At 41.2% G+C, this 19,115-nt stretch carries 16 protein-coding genes and 1 pseudogene; 8 read left to right on the forward strand and 9 right to left on the reverse strand.

Going from position 1 to position 19,115, the window contains the following annotated elements; translation table 11 throughout:
• From NWP22_RS00270 to NWP22_RS00280, 3 genes and pseudogenes are all read right to left on the reverse strand, one after another.
• Positions 1 to 379 (reverse strand): annotated as a pseudogene (locus tag NWP22_RS00270) (hypothetical protein); the annotation flags it as partial.
• Between the two features lie 475 nt (positions 380 to 854).
• Positions 855 to 2,417: a protein kinase domain-containing protein gene (locus tag NWP22_RS00275; RefSeq protein WP_280801383.1), complete on the reverse strand. Its 1,563-nt coding sequence runs from the start codon at positions 2,415 to 2,417 to the stop codon at positions 855 to 857.
• A 173-nt stretch (positions 2,418 to 2,590) separates the two neighbouring features.
• Positions 2,591 to 5,095 carry a bifunctional serine/threonine-protein kinase/ABC transporter substrate-binding protein gene (locus NWP22_RS00280; RefSeq protein WP_334310759.1) on the reverse strand — a complete coding sequence of 835 codons (2,505 nt, stop codon included), beginning with the start codon at positions 5,093 to 5,095 and terminating at the stop codon, positions 2,591 to 2,593.
• Positions 5,096 to 5,653: 558 nt separating this feature from the next.
• On the opposite strand from NWP22_RS00280, the gene NWP22_RS00285 reads away from it, so the two are divergent.
• From NWP22_RS00285 to NWP22_RS00295, 3 genes are all read left to right on the forward strand, one after another.
• Positions 5,654 to 7,687 carry an FHA domain-containing protein gene (locus NWP22_RS00285; protein WP_280801384.1) on the forward strand — a complete coding sequence of 678 codons (2,034 nt, stop codon included), beginning with the start codon at positions 5,654 to 5,656 and terminating at the stop codon, positions 7,685 to 7,687.
• A gap of 17 nt (positions 7,688 to 7,704) precedes the next feature.
• Complete coding sequence (locus tag NWP22_RS00290; RefSeq protein ID WP_280792604.1) at positions 7,705 to 8,151, forward strand: hypothetical protein; 447 nt, start codon at positions 7,705 to 7,707, stop codon at positions 8,149 to 8,151.
• 100 nt (positions 8,152 to 8,251) lie between these two features.
• A complete protein-coding gene (locus NWP22_RS00295) occupies positions 8,252 to 8,779 on the forward strand; it encodes a YHS domain-containing (seleno)protein (RefSeq protein ID WP_271733260.1) in 528 nt (175 codons plus the stop codon).
• Between the two features lie 129 nt (positions 8,780 to 8,908).
• Here the strand turns inward: NWP22_RS00295 and NWP22_RS00300 are convergent, their stop codons facing one another.
• From NWP22_RS00300 to NWP22_RS00320, 5 genes are all read right to left on the reverse strand, one after another.
• Positions 8,909 to 10,312 (reverse strand): ferredoxin:protochlorophyllide reductase (ATP-dependent) subunit N, encoded by a 1,404-nt coding sequence (locus tag NWP22_RS00300; RefSeq protein ID WP_280792605.1) that lies wholly within the window; start codon positions 10,310 to 10,312, stop codon positions 8,909 to 8,911.
• Positions 10,313 to 10,452: 140 nt separating this feature from the next.
• Positions 10,453 to 11,058 carry a DUF5331 domain-containing protein gene (locus NWP22_RS00305; RefSeq protein ID WP_271733257.1) on the reverse strand — a complete coding sequence of 202 codons (606 nt, stop codon included), beginning with the start codon at positions 11,056 to 11,058 and terminating at the stop codon, positions 10,453 to 10,455.
• Positions 11,059 to 11,087: 29 nt separating this feature from the next.
• Complete coding sequence (gene bchL, locus NWP22_RS00310) at positions 11,088 to 11,954, reverse strand: ferredoxin:protochlorophyllide reductase (ATP-dependent) iron-sulfur ATP-binding protein (RefSeq protein ID WP_271733256.1); 867 nt, start codon at positions 11,952 to 11,954, stop codon at positions 11,088 to 11,090.
• A 506-nt stretch (positions 11,955 to 12,460) separates the two neighbouring features.
• Positions 12,461 to 12,706: a TIGR02450 family Trp-rich protein gene (locus NWP22_RS00315; RefSeq protein WP_271733255.1), complete on the reverse strand. Its 246-nt coding sequence runs from the start codon at positions 12,704 to 12,706 to the stop codon at positions 12,461 to 12,463.
• Between the two features lie 111 nt (positions 12,707 to 12,817).
• A complete protein-coding gene (locus NWP22_RS00320; protein WP_280801385.1) occupies positions 12,818 to 13,924 on the reverse strand; it encodes a saccharopine dehydrogenase family protein in 1,107 nt (368 codons plus the stop codon).
• Between the two features lie 400 nt (positions 13,925 to 14,324).
• Between NWP22_RS00320 and NWP22_RS00325 the strand changes: the two genes are divergently transcribed.
• The 5 genes from NWP22_RS00325 (at position 14,325) to NWP22_RS00345 (ending at position 17,518) form a co-directional block, all read left to right on the forward strand.
• Positions 14,325 to 14,606 carry a hypothetical protein gene (locus NWP22_RS00325; protein WP_271733252.1) on the forward strand — a complete coding sequence of 94 codons (282 nt, stop codon included), beginning with the start codon at positions 14,325 to 14,327 and terminating at the stop codon, positions 14,604 to 14,606.
• Positions 14,607 to 14,772: 166 nt separating this feature from the next.
• Positions 14,773 to 15,330 carry a general stress protein gene (locus tag NWP22_RS00330; RefSeq protein ID WP_280801386.1) on the forward strand — a complete coding sequence of 186 codons (558 nt, stop codon included), beginning with the start codon at positions 14,773 to 14,775 and terminating at the stop codon, positions 15,328 to 15,330.
• Positions 15,331 to 15,387: 57 nt separating this feature from the next.
• Positions 15,388 to 16,080, forward strand: a complete 693-nt coding sequence (locus tag NWP22_RS00335; protein WP_280801387.1) for a DUF4142 domain-containing protein — start codon at positions 15,388 to 15,390, stop codon at positions 16,078 to 16,080.
• Positions 16,081 to 16,485: 405 nt separating this feature from the next.
• Positions 16,486 to 16,911, forward strand: coding sequence for a hypothetical protein (locus NWP22_RS00340; RefSeq protein ID WP_271731171.1), 426 nt, complete (start codon positions 16,486 to 16,488; stop codon positions 16,909 to 16,911).
• Positions 16,912 to 16,945: 34 nt separating this feature from the next.
• Positions 16,946 to 17,518, forward strand: a complete 573-nt coding sequence (locus tag NWP22_RS00345; RefSeq protein ID WP_271731170.1) for a TIGR04376 family protein — start codon at positions 16,946 to 16,948, stop codon at positions 17,516 to 17,518.
• A 230-nt stretch (positions 17,519 to 17,748) separates the two neighbouring features.
• On the opposite strand, the gene acsF is transcribed toward NWP22_RS00345, so the two are convergent.
• Entirely contained in the window at positions 17,749 to 18,825 is a 1,077-nt protein-coding gene (gene acsF / locus NWP22_RS00350; RefSeq protein WP_280801388.1) for a magnesium-protoporphyrin IX monomethyl ester (oxidative) cyclase, read from the reverse strand.
• Positions 18,826 to 19,115: the final 290 nt, after the last annotated feature.

Raw genomic sequence — 19,115 nt, forward strand, 5'->3', positions numbered from 1 at the left:
GTTCATGGACATCAATACCCCGTTCTCGAAACAATCTTACCGCAGCAGGGCGTACTTGCCATTCTACAAACTCCCCTAGACGATTACCTAACTTACCCAGTTGTTGACTTACCTGTTTAATCTGCTTATCAGTTGCTTGAGCTTGCTGTTTAAGAAACCGCTCAGTTTCTTGAGATCGTTCTTTTAATAACCGCTCAGTTTCTTGAAATCGGTGTTCTGTTTCTTGAAAGCGGCGCTCTGTTTCTTGAGCTTGTTGTTTAAGAAACCGCTCAGTTTCTTGAAAACTGCGCTCAGTTTCTTGAAAGCGGCGCTCTGTTTCCTTTTGAGCTACAATCAACTCACCTAATAAGCGCCAAACATCATCAGGTGTGTAAGTCATGGTTTATTCGAGAGGGTATAGCACCATTATAATACCTAAAGCATAATACCTAAAGCGATCGCCCGGGGCTGAAAAATTGCGTTTGATGCTACACGGGTAACCGGGGGTTATAAACCCCCGTCTAATAGCTAAAGTCAGATAAATCTGACTAGAAGATCATCTATTTAATTATCTGGACAAGATGCGATCGCCACCCAGGGAGGCCTGACAAACCCCCCTCTCAAAGCCATCGAAAATAAACCTTTGCGTACCTTTGCGCCAACCTTTGCGCCCCTTTGCGTTTAACAACAGATATAGTCGCCAACCAGGGAGGGATTAAAAACCCCAGCGGCGTAAGATCCCCGACTTCTTCTGGGATAATTTAGTTTCAGAAGTCGGTGATCTGTAAGGCGATCGCCCTTTGGCTGTGCTATTAATTAATATCTTTATTGGGTTTTCTGTTGTCAACGCCAATTACTAAGCTGATTATTGATTCTCATTTCCCGATAACACGCCAAAGTTCTTGATTCTCTTGTGGTAATTGCACAGAATTAATCATAGTTTCTTCTACAGGTTTTAGAAACTTATCATAATCTTTTTCTTCGGCGCTATAAGTCAGTACATAGACTTTTTGATCACCCATGATCCAAATTTCCATAACTTTAAATCCAAAGTTATTCTTGTCATTTTGTCGCATATATAGGACTCGATACGCATCTCTATCAGCAACTTTTATAGTTTCCGGTTGAATATTTTGGTGAATGCGGTTTTTAATGGCAAATTCCCTATAATCCTCTAAGGTTTCATCGGGGGCTAAATGTTCTACACTAAGAATGAACTCTGGGGGTAAGCCAGTTTGGGAGACATTTATAGGGGAAATCCGCACAATGGTATCTGTTGTATTTGCTGGTTGGGGTTGCCAATTTTGGGGATATTGAATCTTGATTTTAGAGGTTGGATCTTCAAAAGATATGGTACGAATGGAAAGAGAGGGAGAAAAGACTTTGACAACACCAATACTCAGCAAAGAAATTACAGTTATGAGTAGAATTAAAGGTATTGGTCTTTTACTACCTTTTATGTAGTTAATAAGTAGAGTGAAAAAGTTTGGCCGTAGGGTTTCACTCAAAGCTTTAATCACATCCTCTGCTGACTGATATCGCCTTTTAGGATTAGGTTGTAGCATCCTATCTAAAATATCAGCTAGATGGTTACTGACAATCCCTGGATATTTTGTTCTCCAATTCCAGCGGTTATCATTGTTACGGATATACTCCAAAGAGTCTCTTGTCAGTAATTGAATACAAGAGGCCGCCAGTGCATATAAATCACTGGATGGATCAACTTCTTTCCCTGCTATTTGTTCTGGGGGCGCATATACTCGTGAACCAAAAACAAGGGAAGTTTGTAGATCGGTTTTTCCTTCCACTACTTGCTTAACAGCGCCAAAGTCGATTAAAAACAGTTTTTCTCCCTCGCAAATTATGTTGCTGGGTTTAATATCCCGATGAATAGCATGGTTTTGATGAATGAATTGTAAAACCGGTAGGATTTTTAATAACAACTCTTTAATCTTCTCTTCAGAAAAGCGCCCCTGTTTCTGAAGTTCTTGATTCAAATCCTGGCCTGCAATATATTGTTGGGCTAAATACTGTAACTCTTGTTGAGGATATAACTGACCCTGGGATTCAAAGGCGGGAGCCGTGAAGGAGAAATAATCATATAATACGGGAATGTTAGCATTTTCACCCAAGGTGAGGAGAATTTTGGCTTCCCGTTGAAAGGCTAGTTGGATTCCTTCAACTAGTTTAGGGTCATGAGTTTGAATGTTTAACCGCTTGATGACACGATAGGTTGTCACACCTTGATTGTGTAAGGGTAAATAAATAGCTTTAAAGGTGGAGCCAAATCCTCCGGTTCCTAAAGGTTCTACAGGTAGATAGTTGTTTAGTAAAATTAATGGCATCCCGCAGGCTTCACAAACCAGTTCTGGGGTGGTGGTGTCTGTCACATGGTTTTCGGGTTTGAGGCAGCCCGGTCTGGTACAATGTATTTTCATTTGTCATCATTTATGGGTGAGAGTTTATTTGTCAGTATTTATGTGTGAGCATATCAAATATGTAGCCACTATACAGCCAAGGAGCGATCGCCTTTTAATTCTCTCATAAAATCTAGGTGATTTGTCATACATTGCTTTGACTATTAACCGAGGGAGAGTGAAATTAACTGTACCTATCGGCAATCACCAAACACAACAAAGGGATTGTTAATATTATCACCAACAGTAATCAGAATGCGTTCGTTGATTTCTTTGCGATCGCCATCATGTTGGAAGCTAATAGTTTTATCCTTAGCAAATACGTCACTAACCGGGGCGTTACCAGCGTCTAAGTCCTCTAGAAATCCCCGAATTTCCAGTGAAGTAGTAACCGTTGGCTGACGACGGAAGACTGATACTAAAACTTGAGTGGCTTCATAGGATAAAACAGCATTGCGATTGACACTCCCCAACCAGTAATTCTTAGTCTCAGCAATAAAGCTTTTTGCTGCACATTGTGGGTGCCAGTCAACAGCCAGAAACAGTTTATTATTGAGATTTGGCAAACCGCCAGAGGGGCTGATAATTGACTGGTCGTAGAGGGGATTGGAACCTAAAACTATTTTTTTACCTGCATTAGATTTAATCACTTCTAGAGAGCGATCAAAAGCTTTCCTATCTTTATTTCTACCATCAGGAATCACAATTAAAGCCGTGGCATTGGCAACTTTTTTTAAAGCTTGTCCGGCGTCGAAATCATCAGCATCTAAATCAAATTCTTGCACAAGTATTGTTTTTGCCTTCAAAGTTTGCTTAAATCGCTTGAATAAATCCAGACTGAACGGGTCTTTTGGCCGGTAAAAAATTGCCACAGTTGAACCAGGATTCCCCAGCCCTAACTGCTGCAAGTGATTGACCAGGGTTTTGGCTTCGACCTTGGTGGATGCAGTTGTTCTAAAGAAGAAAGATGATCCGCAGGCTCCGCGCAGATATGCCTGGGTACTTAGGGGGGAAATGACTACCAACTCAGCCTGATTATAAGCAGATTTGAGAGCTTCGCAGGTGCTATGGCTCAGATAATGACCAACCACAGCCAGAATCTTGCGCCCATTCCCATTAGGTTGAGAGATAGCCTTGGCGACGACTTTAGCTCCTTCAGGATAATTGCGATCATTGGCAATCACCACCTCTAAATTAATCGGCTGTTTGGGGTCATTCACAGCCTTGTCTTGAGCTTGAGCAATACCAAAGAGCATTTGTTGACCAATATTGAATTGTTGCCAGTTACTATTGGTGAGGGGAACAGCAGCAGCAATGGTGTAGATGGGTTCCCCGGACTTGTGTCGCCGTCTGACTTCGGCATTGTTTTTGTAGATTAGTACCGATGGGTCTTGTAATGCGGCAATCGCTTGTTTATAAGCGAGACTTTGGGGATCACGGGCAGAGTCCTCACGCTCCTGTTTAGCCCAGCGACGAATTTGGGCAAATTTGTTTAGCGCCACGTCATATTTTTCATTTTTAAAGGCTTCAATGCCTTTGTTTTTCAGATCTTGATATATGGTATCGAGTTGGGGGCTACCCTTAAGGTCTGTGTCTCCGACGCTGATCAGTTGCTTTACCTGTCCCGGTTCTACATTCTGTTGCTTTATCTGTAAATATCGCCATATACCCCATCCTGCCAGTCCTATCAAAGAAATTACAGTTATGAGTAGAATTAAAGGTTTTGGGGGTGGTGGGGGTGGTGTGGGTTCATTTTCCAAAGCTTTAATCACAGCCTCTGCTGACCGATATCGCCTTTTAGGATTAGGTTCGAGCATCCTATCTAAAATATCAGCTAGATGATGATCACTGACAATCCCTGGATATTTTGTTCTCCAATTCCAGCGGTCATCATTGTTACGGATATACTCCAAAGAGTCTTTTGTCAGTAATTGAATACAAGAGGCGGCCAGTGCATATAAATCACTGGATGGATCAACTGGTTTCCCTTTTATTTGTTCTCGGGGTGCATATGCTGGTGAACCAAAAACAAGGGAAGTTTGTAGATCGGTTTGTCCTTCCACTACTTGCTTAACAGCGCCAAAGTCGATTAAAAACAGTTTTTCTCCCTCGCGAATTATGTTGCTGGGTTTAATATCCCGATGAATAGCATTATTTTCATGAATGAATTGTAAAACCGGTAGGATTTGATCTAACACATCTTTAATCTGCTCTTCAGAAAAGCGCCCCTGTGTCTGAAGTTCTCGACTCAAATCCTGGCCTGCAATATATTGTTGGGCTAAATACTGTAACTCTTGTTGAGGATATGACTTACCCTGGGATTCAAAGGCGGGAGCCTTGAAGAAGAAATAATCATATAATACGGGAATCTGAGGATGTAGACCTAATTGATTGAGTATTTGAGCTTCCCGTTGAAAGGCTTGTTTGATTCCTTCAACTAGTCTAGGCTTCTCATTCTCAGTTTTAATGTTTAACCGCTTGATGACACGATAGGTTGTCATACCTTGATTGTGTAAGGGTACATAAATAGCTTTAAAGGTGGAGCCAAATCCTCCGGTTCCTAAAGGTTCTACAGGTAGACAGTTGTTTGGTAAAATTAATGGCATCCCGCAGGCTTCACAAACCAGTTCTGGGGTGGTGATGTCTGTCACATCGTTTTCAGGGTTGAGGCAGCCCGGTCTGGTACAATGTATTTTCATCTGTAATCATTTATGGGTGAGAGTTTATTTGTCAGTATTTATGTGTGAGCATATCAAATATGTAGCCACTATACAGCCAAGGAGCGATCGCCCTTCAATTCTCTCATAAAATCTAGGTGATTTGTCATACATTACCAGGCAGTACAAGAAAAATGTATATCACCATACATAAGTCACATATTACTATGAAACCTGGAGAGCAGAATTTAAAAAGATGTTCCCCAGGCGATCGCCTGGTAATTATTGTGTCAACTTTACAAAAATATACAGTTATTTTTTATACAAAGAATCTCTGCAAGTATGCTTAAAGGTGAGGCTCGGATTCCGGGTATAAGCTGGTATTTTCAGGATTTACGGATATTTTTCCATTGTTGCAGTGACACAAGATTGGCAACACAGGGAAGAATACTATACTAAACTCTATTATATTTATAGTATATAATCTATCTGTCTTTGACAGTTGCCCATAGTTAATTATTCAGAGATCAGAAAATTTCAGCCCATGTCATAACTAAGTATCTGGTAGTACGGCATCCTGTAGATAAGAGTATCAAATCAATGCAAATCAAACTTATTTCCCAAAATCAGTTGACAGAGGAGCAGGAAGAGCAGATTTTTGATCTTCCAGTAGCTATAGGGCGAGATATCAGCCAACTACCCCAGGGTATGTCTCCTGTAGTTTTATTAGACTCAAGTAAGCAACTTTCCCGGTTCCATGCTGAGATTACCTCAGACAACAATCAAGTTTACCTGCAAGATAAGAGTGCTAATGGTACTAAACTCAACGACGAAAAACTAAGGGGAGAACGTCGCCCTTTAAACAATGGCGATAGAGTAACAATCGGTAACTATACGATTACCGTTCTTCTGATTCCCGATGGTTCTACTGAGCCTACAGTCGTAGCTGAAAGCACATCTACAATTTTTCTTAATCCCCAATCTGAGGTGACCACAACATCAACATCAATTGTTGAAAGTTCCCAATCATCGATTATTTTTAACCCCAATACGGGGATTTTAGAACAGCAACTCACTCCGACGACATCAACTCCCTCATCAGAGTTTCCCCATAATCTGGATTTTTGGCACGGAAAACGGGTTTCTTTAGAAGCCATTGATAGAAGTGGTTTTCCCGTCAGGGAAACAGAATATGTGGCCTGTGGGGGAGGAATGGGCAGTTTTGCTTGGGTGGATATGTTAAGAATTGCGGGAGTTAAAACCGAAAATATTCAGGTTTTGAGCATTCAAAACAAACCTTATCACCGCTATGAAACCTTACTGCGCAATTGTCAAATTCCCCGGTATAAACGCATTCGTTCAGGGTCAGATTCTTGTCCCGATAATATTTGGGGATGGCCAGGATATGCTCTGCGAGATGCTTGGAGAGCCTTATTTTCCGGACAGGTTGGCGCAGCGTTAGGATTTTTATGGCAGGTATTTGCAGAACCCATTCACGCAGATACCTATACCCCCCGCGCTAGAGATGTGTTTGAGTCCATGGACCGAGAAGCCCAACGCATAGGTTGGAATAAAATGCTAGAACCCGGTAGTATTCTCAGTCTGCGTCAAACCGAAGATGGTCGTTATTGTATTGCTTATTGTGCTGACCCGCAAAATAAGAGACATCCCCGATTTGTCATCGCTCAATATGTCCATCTCTGCACAGGTTACCCAGGGATTAAACTACTACCAGATTTAGAAAAATATCGTCAAGACTACCCGGAAGAAATAGGAGATGCTAGAACCGTAGTTCAAGGCTATGAACCCCATGATCATATTTATGAGAAATTAGAGAAACAAGGCGGTACTATTGTCCTGCGCGGTTCGGGAATTGTAGCCTCACAAGTATTAGATCGGTTGTATAAAGCCCGTCAAGTCAACGCTAATATTAAAGTGATTCATTTAAACCGAGAACCCCGCAAAGGCAATGAATTTGATCGCGCGCAACGGTATGTAGAAAATGATTGGGAATTTCAACCTTACAACTGGCCCAAAGGGACTTGGGGCGGTGATCTGCGCAGAATGTTAGAAGCAGCTGACCCTTTGCGAAGACGGGAGTTATTACAAGACTGGGGTGGAACCACAACAGCTAGCCGTAAGCAATGGCGACAGATTATTAAAGAAGGAAAAAAACAAGGATGGTATACAATTACCTATGGTTTAGTCACACAACTAGAACGTAATCCTCGCGGTGGGGTTATGACCCATTTAGTCAGTAGCGAAGGTTTAAAAGAGGTTAGTGCTGATTTTGTCATTGATTGTACAGGGTTAGTTTCAGACCCCTTACAAAGTCCTTTTTTGCAGGATTTAATTACTCATTATCAACTAGAGTTGAACCCCCAAAAGCGGTTCCATGTAGAAAATAACTTTGAAATCAAAAAGTTGAGAAATCAGAGTTCTCGTATATATGCAGCGGGGATTATCACCCTGGGTGGTCCCTATGCACCTGTGGACACATTTTTAGGCTTACAATATTGCGCCCATCGTTCTGTGGAAGCCTTAGCAGCGGCTAAAGCTCCGGGGGTGCGCTATATAGAGGGTATTTATTCTCTCTGGCAATGGTTGAAATGGGCTTTAAATAACAAACCTTAATCTATCCTTAAAATATCATGACTCCAACTTTATTCGGTCGCTGGCAAACGCGAATCTTTCTGTTAGCAACGGTGGGAATTTTAATTTCCCTCCCTTTCCATTGGGGATATTTCGGCCATGAGTCTAATGTTTACTTTTGGGTGGTATTTTATGTGGGCTTATTGGGCATAGGTTGGGATGTCTTGTATGATTTTCTGCAAAAATATATGTGGGATCATGACTGGCCTGGAGTATTCCAATTTTATGCAGGAGTTGTAGAAGGGTTGGTTTTGGCTGTAATTATTGCCAATATCGGTTTACCTCATATTCCCAAGACTGAATTTGATCTAATCACATTTATTCAACATTATGGTTTAGTTTGGTTAGGGGTTTATTTATCCTCTTGGGTGGTGATGCGATTGTTGTTTCCCCGGTGGCGGTTTCGTGGGGGAGAATGGATAGGGAATTGGCCGAGAATTTCTTAAAGATTGACTGATAAAACTGTTGTGGTGTGGGCATCTTGCCCGCCCTTGTACCTACTCAGAGGTAATGTGCTGTATATTCCCACTATAGAGCTTTAAAACTATGAATCACCAAAATTTTAATATATTCATCACATCTTCACTGTTAATAGTGGGATTGGGGGGGTGTTTTAGCCCCAGTGCAAATGTTGAAACGGTTATTCCTAACCTTGAATCTCCAGCTAATGCTCAGAATGTCGCCTGGGTATTTGATGCGGAAAATGCGATCGCCTTGAAAGGGTATGACCCCGTTGCCTATTTTCAACAAGGAAAACCAATTGCAGGTAGTTCTAACTTTACCCATAAATGGGCAAATGTCAATTGGCGATTTTCGACTGCGGGAAATCGAGATTTATTTGCTAAAAATCCCGAAAAATACGCCCCTCAATATGGTGGTTTTTGTGCTTGGGCTGTCAGCAGGGGATATACTGCACCCATTGACCCCAATGCATGGAGAATTGTCGAAGGGAAGTTATACTTAAATGCTGACCAGAGGATTCACAGACGCTGGGAAAGAGATATCCCGGGACATATTCAAAGAGCCAATAGAAATTGGCCTGGAATAGCTCAGAATATCCGCCGCAGAAATTAAACTTAATTAAGAAATCATTGACATAGTGCGGGCATCTTGCCCGCTATAATCAGCAATGAGAGCATACCCAAAGGAAAAAAGGCGAACAAAGTTCGCCCCAACATGATCTGCTATAACTCAGCCAAACACTTAAATTTTTGCCTCTTCCTTAACTAACTTATCCCAACCCAAATCTTTAAGATTATTATTGCGGCGCAGGGGACGGGTCACCAACTCCAGAAGGTCACGGGCGTTAGTAAAACCGTGAATTTGCGCAAAGGTGAACTCTACTGACCACTTAGTATTAATACCACGGGCTTCTAAAGGATTAGCGTGAGCCATACCAGTAATTACCAAATCTGGTTTTAATTCATAAATACGCTGCACCTGATTGTAATTATCTGGTTTCTCGATAATCTTGGGCAGAGGTACACCCATTTCGTGACAAGTTTTTTCTAATAGCGCCAACTCAGCAGCTTGATAACGCTTATCCATATAGGGGATACCGATTTCATGTACGGTCATTCCACAACGTACTAAAAACCGAGCTTGGGAGATTTCTAGTAAGTTATCACCCATAAAGAAGACAGACTTACCGCGGATGATGTTAACATAATCTGCCAAACTTTCCCAAATTTGCGCTTCCCGCTCATCTAAACCCTTGGGAGTAATACCAAACACAGAGCAGATTTTCTCAACCCAAGCGCGAGTACCATCAGGGCCAATGGGGAAAGGTGCACCAATAAGTTTACACTTGCGGCGACGCATTAAGGTAGTGGCGGTGCGACTGAGGAAGGGGTTGACACCAGCCACATAATACCCTTCTTCAATCACCGGTAATTCAGTAAACCGCTTTGCAGGTAGCCAACCAGAAACTTTTATCCCTTGTTTCTTGAGTTCCAAGGTTAACTGGGTGACCACAGGATCAGGTAGAGAACCGAACAGCACCAGGGGAGGATGATCTACATACTCGGATTCTTCTTGAGCGACTTCTTCTTTCTTTTTGCCAAAGTTGAGCAGCTTTTGAATCGCATTACCTTCATTTTTATCAGTTGCTGCTGGTGGTGCTTGAGTGGGACAACGATTAGCCATAGATGCTAATACGGTATCTTCCCCTTGGGTAAAGGCATAATCTAAACCATTAGCACGGGCGACAACAATAGGAATACCAATTTCTGATTCTAACTTGGGTGCTAAACCTTCTAAATCTGTTTTAATAATTTCTGTAGTGCAAGTACCAATCCAGACAATTACACTAGGATTGCGATCGCGCTTAATTTGCAAACACAACCGCTTTAACTCCTCATAATCATTCAGCTGTGCGGAAATATCCCCCTCTTCTAATTCTGCCATGGCATAGCGAGGTTCAGCAAAAATCATCACCCCCATGGCATTTTGCAAGAAATACCCACAAGTCTTAGTACCAATCACCAGAAAGAAGCTATCTTCAATTTTCTGGTATAACCAAGCCACACAACTAATGGGACAGAAGGTGTGGTAATTGCCAGTTTCGCACTCAAATTTTAAAGTGTCTGGTTGTTGAGCGATAGTCATTTGTATTTTTCTCCCCTTAGTATTTAATAGCAGATGAATATAGGGCGGGCATGGGGGGATGATACTTCCCCCTGAGTAACCCATTTTGTGTTATAATCAGTCAATTGTCGGTACTTGATATTCAACAAAAACGGTAACAATTAAGGTTTAGGGAACAGACGCGCAAACTCTGATTCATCAAAAACATCCTCTGAGAGTTCTTCCCCACTTTTTTCTAATCCGCTTTCTTCCTCCCAGACATCTGATAGTATGTCTTTTGTCTGGGAATCATCCAGGATTTCTTGAGATCCAGGTGTTGTTGCAAAGGAAATCCCACCAAAATCATCAGCTACCATAGTGGGTGATGATTTAGACACAGTTTTCAAGTTATTTTGTCCTTTCTGAGATGCGCCCCTCAAGTCATTGACATGAACATCATCTTTCCGGTTCTGATTCACATTCCGCATCTGTTCTGTGGGATTGGGGCGATAACCCAGAACAATATCGGGGTCAAAATCCAACTCCAGCACCTCAATCAGAGTATCAGCGTCAGGATTCAGTTTGGAAAAAGGCATCATTAGCTGTGCTAATTGGGGTTCTAGAGCATTGACAACACCCAAGATGAGGTATGAACTTGGTCGCTTTCCGCCATCTGGAGTAGAAACCGACTCGGCTATCATATGCAGAACAATCCACTCACGGTTTGTCTCAAAGAATTCTAACCACTTTTGTCTGATTTCATCTGTAAAGCTATTAAAGAAAGCCATATTTTTCCCCATCCTGGAACTTGATGATGCTATACAATCATCAAGTCTAGTTCTTCTTCCAAATTCGTCACCTGTGGTTTAGCTGGATTTAGATAAAAATCAGACAACAAAGAGAACAATTCCCGATCTTGAGCATCTTTAGGCACAACACCCTCTGGACGTGCCAGAATCTGGTCAGCGATATTCAGGTAGTAATCGCAAACGTAGCTCAGAGAAGGGTCATTTTCCGCCATTTCAAATAAAGTTTTACCCTTAACACGAGAAACACGAATATCTTCAATTAAAGGTAACACTTCTAACACCGGCATAGGCACTGCTTCTATATATTTCTCGATTAAGTCCCGCTTAGAGGTGCGATTACCAATTAAACCCGCTAAACGCAGGGGATGAGTGCGGGCTTTTTCCCTCACTGAGGCTGCAATGCGATTGGCGGCGAACAGGGCATCAAAGCCATTGTCAGTCACAATCATACAATAATCTGCATAGTTGAGTGGCGCAGCAAAACCACCACATACAACGTCACCCAGGACATCAAACAGAATTACATCGTACTCATCAAAGGCGTTGAGTTCTTTAAGTAATTTTACTGTCTCTCCCACTACGTAACCGCCACATCCAGCACCAGCAGGCGGTCCACCAGCTTCTACACAATCTACACCACCATAGCCTTTATAAATTACATCTTCTGGCCAAACATCTTCATAGTGGTAATCCTTTTCTTGGAGAGTATCAATAATTGTGGGAATTAAAAACCCTGTGAGTGTAAAGGTGCTGTCGTGTTTGGGGTCACAACCGATTTGCAGAACCTTTTTACCCCGTTTGGCTAAGGCGACGGATATATTACAGCTAGTTGTAGATTTACCAATACCACCTTTTCCGTAAACTGCTAGTTTCATTGTTATTTACCTCTAATAATTTTTTATCAAACTCCTGGCGGAAGCTTTTACCTTTACCTAGCCGGGGGATGTCTGAGCTATGTGATTTTGATTATTGACGATATTCCACAGAAAAGAAAGGGGGTGCAAATATGAAAAAAGTATCTATAAGATGTTTTCAGCATTAAAACAGATTATTTATGAATTTTTTAGGCTGTAAATCTTAATATTAGCTTTAAAAGCTCATAAATTGCTGTTTTTTATCCATTTTTTATAAAATAGTTACAAAAGACAAAAATAACTCTATGTACTTTTGTATATAGTTTTTATGGCGGAAAACTAACATCAGCCACACTGATCCCCTGGGAAAGGGGCTGAGTTTGAAACCTCAATAGACAGATTAGCTATGCAATCCCCAAGGGGTATATTCACAAATACACAACACTGGGAAGAATATCTCAACTATGCTTTTCATCCCTTAGTGATTGGTTTGTAATAAATTATTAATTTTAGGTTTTAGCTGATATTTAGGTTTCTCGTGCTTCAATTTCCTGTAAAGATTGCCAGCCAGCTTTCCACTGAGAGTTATCTTGTAACAATTTTGCGTTTAACCAAAAGCGGACATTGGGGTCACAAGCTGCAACCATTTCGGCATATACCCACTTACTCTGATTTTTCCGGTTAACGACCTGGAAGTGTCGCCAACCATCTATTTTTTTCTGTGCTGTCCACTTAGAACCCACTAGGTGAGGAAATTTTTCTTTTTTACGCATTGAACACACCGAACACACCGAAACACACCGAACTTGGTGTATACTTCATTAGCCTCGGAAAGGCCATAACACCATATCAATAATTATACAATAAACACTAAGAAACTTGTTTTAACACCAATGGGAATTAATCTGAATTCCTCGTTTTTCCATAGCCTGCATAAATAAATCTGTTGGTAGTGCTGCTTCTACAGGTGAAACCCCAGGTTTTTTCAGCTTCCCTGCTAATAATAATTCTGCAATGCTACCAGCACCACAGCCAGAAGCTACGGCGGTATTTTCATGTACTACGGTAGAACGGTAAACACCGATTTCACCATTTTTTTGACCTGTGACTTCTGAACGCACTGCTACCCCAATTCCACTAAAATTATTAGTGAAATCTGTCATTAAATGACTCACACGGGCTAAAAATTCAATCATGTAACGACGCTGCATTAACCACTTGGGTAATATATGGGCTGCTGTCCAGGTGAGGTGGTTGTAAAAGTCGGGAATCGAGCCAAATTTGGTAACTACGGTTTTAACTGATGGGAAGGCTTGGGGTATTGTAAAGGTTTCTGGCATATCAAACCAGTAAACCCCATGGAGTCTATAGGGAGCGGGAAAATCAACTACTTCTCTTTGACTGTAAGGCTCGATTATTTGCCATTTTCTATCTATCCAGGCCTCAAAAGGATATTGCAACCCTAAAAATGTGGTGCGCATGACTGTGATTCCCGCGCCTCCAGAACCACATACTAAGTAACTTAAATGTATTTCTTCTGGTTGGTCAAATTGCTCCGCACACTGACGCACCATGCTATTAGAGATACCAGGGAAAATTCCCGTATTAACAATTGCCGTCACACCCGCTGCAACAGCTTGTTGATGATAATTTAGCGCCTTGGTAGTATAAGAACGATGGTCACTGACATCTATATAGTTTACCCCTTCTTGAATACAAATTTTGAGAACATTAGCATCTCGGTAGTGAAACGGTCCCGCACAATGGATAACTAAATTAGAATTAGCGATCGCCTCTCTCAATTTCTCAACTTCTGCCAAGTCTAACACCAAAAACTGAACATTTTCACCCAAAGACAACTGAGAATTACTGTGTGTTTCCGGTGAACGCCCAGTAATGGTAATTTCTGCACGGGTGTGGGTAGCTATATCTAGAGCAACATGGCTACCAATCCGCCCTCTTCCACCCAAAATCAAAACGCGATCTTTCATTACTCCAATATAGACAACACCAATTACTATTTATTGCACCAGTTTTTGGCCTGATTTGTCATCGGTTGTCAGTATGAATTTAATCTGAATGCAGAGTAACTGCAACCCAAAGCCGCCAAAGCTTTACCAGGGTAGGGTTAGAGAGGGTAAACTAAATTGACAGCTTCACAAAAAATTAGTGTGAATCATAACTTGAGTCTTTAATATGATCTGATGCTGTAGAGAGACGTTTTACTAGTTGTATAGAATTACTATCGAATGTAAATACAAGATTCCAGTGCGGTATTACTGAGGGTATCATAGCCAATTAAAAATTGAGAATACTGCCAGATTTTGTATTGATTTCATGGAATTACCGGGCTATTTAACAATTTTGCTGCTGTAAACGCAGGAGATCCAAATGAAAGCAAACAAGAATGTAAGTTTCTTCAAAATGCTTGTTAACCTTGTGGGAGTAGCTGGTATCAGTGCTTTGGTGAGTGTTCCCGCATTTGCATTCACCAATTTAAACACATCTACAACTGGTACCTTACACTCCCAAGTACAACCACCAACAGATGATACTACCACTGAAACACCAGAACAACGACAAGAACGAGAAAGACGAGAACAACAAGAAACAGAAAGACAACAACAACAACAACAAGAACCACAACAACAACAACAAGAACCACAAACTTAGGAAGTTTCTCACTAACAGAAAATGATTTACACCCACAGAATATATTTTTTTTGAGTTTTATAATATATTCTGTGGCTTTTTGCAGTCCAATGATTTATCTACCTGACTTAAAGCAATTAAATCAATCTTGATAACTTTAATTATCAGACTGAGAAATGAGGAAAATATGGTTAATCAAAATCATAAATATGCAGTGGGAGTATTTACCAAACATCAACAAGTAGAAGCAGCAATCAATCAACTGAAAACATCCGACTTCCCCATAGAGCAAATTTCTATCATTGCTAAAGATGTAGAATCAGAAAAGCCCTTGGGTGAGGCGCAGGTCAGCGATCGCATTGGTGAGCAAAATGTTAATGTTACCAAGCCAGTGGGGGAAACACTGACCGCTACTACCTGGGGTAGTCTGTTAGTTGGTTTGAGTAGTTTGGCTATTCCCAGTTTAGGAGTGTTATTAGCCGCTGGTTCCGTCGGTGTAGCCTTAATTGCTAGTATGGCGGGTGTAGCCGTGGGAGCAGTCGCAAATCAAAATTTAGTTCAGGCCTTGACTGATTTAGGTATACCCGAAAACCAAGCCAGAGTTTATAGCGATCGCCTGCAGCAGAGTGATTATTTACTCATCCTCAATGGCACAGATAAACAGATTCATAGTGCTGAAACCATTTTACAAAATCAAGGTATTAAAAATTGGGGTATATATAGCATTTCCCATGCTCCCTCGTGAGGTAAACAGCTTTTTGGTTTTAGGGAATAGGGAACGGGTAACAGGGAATAAATTGCTGTGCACTTCTTAGTTAATTCCTCTGAACTTTCCTTAGCAATTAACTATATTTATCAAGGTCATATGATGAATTTATTACCCGACAACTCAGGAAAGAAAATTACTCATCTCATCGCAACTATGGGGTTTACTAGTGCGATCGCGATCACCGGATATGATCAGATTCATCAAGAAGCGATCGCCCACACAACATTTAGTCAATATACTATACTAGAGGCTCAAACTGCACAGATCAGTCAAATGGACATGATGTATGTGCAAGAAGCATTTCAAGCAGGAATCGGAGAACTGGAACTAGCAAACCTAGCTTTGGAAACATCAAAAAACGAAAATATCAAACAATATGCTCAACAAATGATTCAAGACCATACACGTTTGAATCAGGAATTAATGCAATTAGCTCAACAAAAGGGAATGAATCCACCCACTAATATTAGTCCCAAATATCAAGCCTTAAAAACGCAACTATCAAAACTGTCTGGTGTCAACTTCGACCAAGCATACATCAATGAAGCTGGCATTAATGGACACATGGAAAATTTAGTTATGCATACCCGTCAGATCCAACTAGGTGAAGATCCAGACCTACAAGCCTTTGCGGCTAAAAATTTCCCCATTCTAGAGACACACTTGCAATTAGTGGAATTTATATTAATGGTTAAGATCCCCGACTTCTCACATTATCACAGGTAATCTAGGATAATTTAGCTAGAAGTCGGGGATCTGTGGGGCGATAGCGAAGCGCTGCTGCAAGCAGATCGCCACCCAGAGGAACCGGGGGTTAGAAACCCCCGTCTGAAAGCTAAAGTCAGATAAATCTGACTAGAAAATCATGTATGTGATTATCTTGAGACTAGTTAAAGGCGATAGCGAAGCGCTGCTGCAAGCAGATCGCTCTGACGGTATCTGGGAGGGGTGCAAGATCCCCGACTTCTCTCCCAAATATTCAATAAGTCCCTAGGTTATGGAAGAAGTCGGGGATCTGTGGGAGGGGTGCAAGATCCCCGATTTCTTAGATCATTAGAGATAGTCTAGAATAACTTAGCTAGAAGTCGGGGATCTGTGGGGTATAATTTAGCCAAACCCATTAAAAAATATATGAATTCAACCCCAACTAATCATAGTCACCAGGAAACCATCAACCCAGACCTTACACCTTTAGAATCTTGGGCTTTTGTTGTTCATGACAATAACGTTACCATTGGAGGGCATACTTTTTTATGTATTGATGGTCAACACCTGAAGGACTACAAAAACAAGGGCGTATCTACTAGCAAGATTGTTGATGGTAGACTAGTGTTACAAGTCCTCAAAGGACCTGATGAGAAAAGGGCTAGAACCTTACTCTCTGTAGTCGGTGAACTCACCCCAGAAAACAAGGTAATTAAACTGGATAGACCTAAGAAAATGGTGGAAGTGCATGACCCTGTAAGTTATGCTGCTTACTTACAAGCTAACCCCCAAGAGTTTACCAATGTAGTCCGTATGATTACCGGCTTTATCATCCACACAAATCTAGAATAAAATAGATACATTCACAACTTCTGGAGTTTTACCCGTGGGCTTATTTGATGATTTGAGTCGGTTTCTAGAAGACCGTTTAGAAGAATTCTTGCGTAATAATCCCCATCTGGAATTAGAAGCGCTGTTAGAACAGTTGCGACAGCAAGAAGAGGATACTTTAAAACTGATTGCAGATTTAAAATTACAAGAAAAGCGATCGCAAGATCAAATCCTATCCACCGCCCAAGAAATTCAGCGTTGGCACATCCGGGTACAAAAAGCCCAAAATGCAGGTAGACCGGATTTAGCCGCAGCAGCACAAGCAAGGGAAGCCGCCCTATTACGGGAAGGTAACCAGCGCTGGGGACAAATGCAGGGGTTAAAAGAACGCATCACCCAATCTCAAGAACTACTGCGGAAAATTCAAGCCCGCCGTCAGGAGGTACAAGCCAAAGCCACAGAAGCCCGAACAGCGCGCGATCAAAGCCAGCAGCATTTAAAAAACGACGGCTGGTGGAATTATACTAGTAATTATACCACAGGATTCGACGATTTAGAAGAAAAGTTTCGCCGTTGGGAAATTGAAGACGAGTTAAAAACAATGAAAGATAATTTAAAACATCCATAATTATCAGCGGTTGGGGATAGAACCTTGCCAAGTAATTGTTTGCTTTGTAGAATGTTACCCTAAGAAGCTTCTTATTAAAACCTTGAGCAATCACGGTATACCTCGCTGGTATCACTACGTGATGACGTTTTTTTCTAAATTTCATCTCATCGAATCATAAAAAAGTGGTTCTGTAGATCACAAAACCACAAAATCACAAAAATTTCCCAAACAAAAATTAATTATCTCACCTAACGAACTGCACCATGGGTAGAAACAGTATCAATGGGTTTTATTAAGTACAAACGCAAAAACTGCCACCCATGAGAGATATAAATGGGCATTTTTTGGAAGAATTGTAAGAATTTGGGCGTTTTAGAGTTAGCGATCGCAGTTAATTTTTCATTATTCTGGATACACACATCTAAACGCTGATAAAATTCTGGGTTATCTACATCCAGCATCAGGGGGAAGACTCGACCCGCATTTTCATTAGTCTTTTTAATCACATAGATGTCGTATTCTCTGGCATCCAGACCAATAGAGGCATAAAAGTCTTTACGCTGAATGTCATTCAGATACATAGTAGCAAATACTGACAACAAGAAAAAGCGGCTCCACAGTTTGGCTTTCCAGTCGTTCAACATTTGCGGCTGGGATCTCATAATAGCGTCAAAGAAATCCCCATGACGGTTTTCATCTTGACACCAGTTTTCAAAGAACCGGAAGATTGGGTAGATTCTATCTTCAGGATTTGCTTCTAAATGACGATAAATAGTGATATAACGCCAATAACCAATTTTTTCTGAAAGATAAGTAGCGTAGAATATGAATTTTGGCTTAAAAAAGGTATAAGCGCGGCTCTTAGTCAAAAAGCCCAAATCTAGGGACAGATTGAAGTCTGACATAGCTTTGTTCAAAAACCCTGCATGACGAGCTTCATCTCGCGACATGAGGTTGAAGCACTCAGCTAATACGGGGCTTTTTCCCTTTAAACGGCGACCCAGTTCTTTGTACAGTAAAAATCCCGAAAATTCTGCTGTACAAGAACGTTCTAGGAATTCCACGAATAATCGGCGAGTTTCCCCGTCAATATGCTCCCAGGACTGCTCAAACTCCCCATCTCTAACGAAGTGATGGCGGTTGTAGTCAGCACGGAACTCTTCTAGGATGGCTTGTAACTCGTCTTCATTAACTGAGATGTCCATCTTAGCCATCTCATCAAAATCGGTGGTGTAAAAACGGGGTGTTAATAGGGTTTCTTTAGCCGGGACTTTTACCCCTGGACGGATTTCTTCAAAGCCTGGTTTTTTGAGGGAATCTACCATGTTTTAATTGCTCTTTTGTCTTTAGGATCTTGATTACAAAGCCTATACCAATTTTTTGGTGAAAGTGAGAATACATCTGGGTGTCCAGACGATTATATCTGTTACCCAGTCTGAGTCAATTGGTATCGGGGTCATGCTCTCGCAAGGCGCAGGAGACCAGAATAGTTTATTTGTATAAAGTTCAGTCTACCAATATGCAGCCTAAAATTTAGTATATAAAAAGTTAAGAGTTGCAACAATATTTGCTGCTGGGGGGAACTAATCATCAGCAATTGGTGGTCAAATCAATT

It is taken from the genome of Anabaenopsis tanganyikae CS-531 (assembly GCF_029891675.1).
Taxonomy (GTDB): Bacteria; Cyanobacteriota; Cyanobacteriia; order Cyanobacteriales; family Nostocaceae; genus Anabaenopsis; species Anabaenopsis arnoldii.

Excerpts from the sequence above, each read along its gene's own strand:
- NWP22_RS00275 (WP_280801383.1), bottom strand. The coding sequence starts at position 2,417 with ATGAAAATACATTGTACCAGACCGGGCTGCCTCAAACCCGAAAACCAT.
- NWP22_RS00280 (WP_334310759.1), bottom strand. The coding sequence starts at position 5,095 with ATGAAAATACATTGTACCAGACCGGGCTGCCTCAACCCTGAAAACGAT.
- NWP22_RS00285 (WP_280801384.1), top strand. The coding sequence starts at position 5,654 with ATGCAAATCAAACTTATTTCCCAAAATCAGTTGACAGAGGAGCAGGAA.
- NWP22_RS00290 (WP_280792604.1), top strand. The coding sequence starts at position 7,705 with ATGACTCCAACTTTATTCGGTCGCTGGCAAACGCGAATCTTTCTGTTA.
- NWP22_RS00295 (WP_271733260.1), top strand. The coding sequence starts at position 8,252 with ATGAATCACCAAAATTTTAATATATTCATCACATCTTCACTGTTAATA.
- NWP22_RS00300 (WP_280792605.1), bottom strand. The coding sequence starts at position 10,312 with ATGACTATCGCTCAACAACCAGACACTTTAAAATTTGAGTGCGAAACT.
- NWP22_RS00305 (WP_271733257.1), bottom strand. The coding sequence starts at position 11,058 with ATGGCTTTCTTTAATAGCTTTACAGATGAAATCAGACAAAAGTGGTTA.
- bchL (WP_271733256.1), bottom strand. The coding sequence starts at position 11,954 with ATGAAACTAGCAGTTTACGGAAAAGGTGGTATTGGTAAATCTACAACT.
- NWP22_RS00315 (WP_271733255.1), bottom strand. The coding sequence starts at position 12,706 with ATGCGTAAAAAAGAAAAATTTCCTCACCTAGTGGGTTCTAAGTGGACA.
- NWP22_RS00320 (WP_280801385.1), bottom strand. The coding sequence starts at position 13,924 with ATGAAAGATCGCGTTTTGATTTTGGGTGGAAGAGGGCGGATTGGTAGC.
- NWP22_RS00325 (WP_271733252.1), top strand. The coding sequence starts at position 14,325 with ATGAAAGCAAACAAGAATGTAAGTTTCTTCAAAATGCTTGTTAACCTT.
- NWP22_RS00330 (WP_280801386.1), top strand. The coding sequence starts at position 14,773 with ATGGTTAATCAAAATCATAAATATGCAGTGGGAGTATTTACCAAACAT.
- NWP22_RS00340 (WP_271731171.1), top strand. The coding sequence starts at position 16,486 with ATGAATTCAACCCCAACTAATCATAGTCACCAGGAAACCATCAACCCA.
- acsF (WP_280801388.1), bottom strand. The coding sequence starts at position 18,825 with ATGGTAGATTCCCTCAAAAAACCAGGCTTTGAAGAAATCCGTCCAGGG.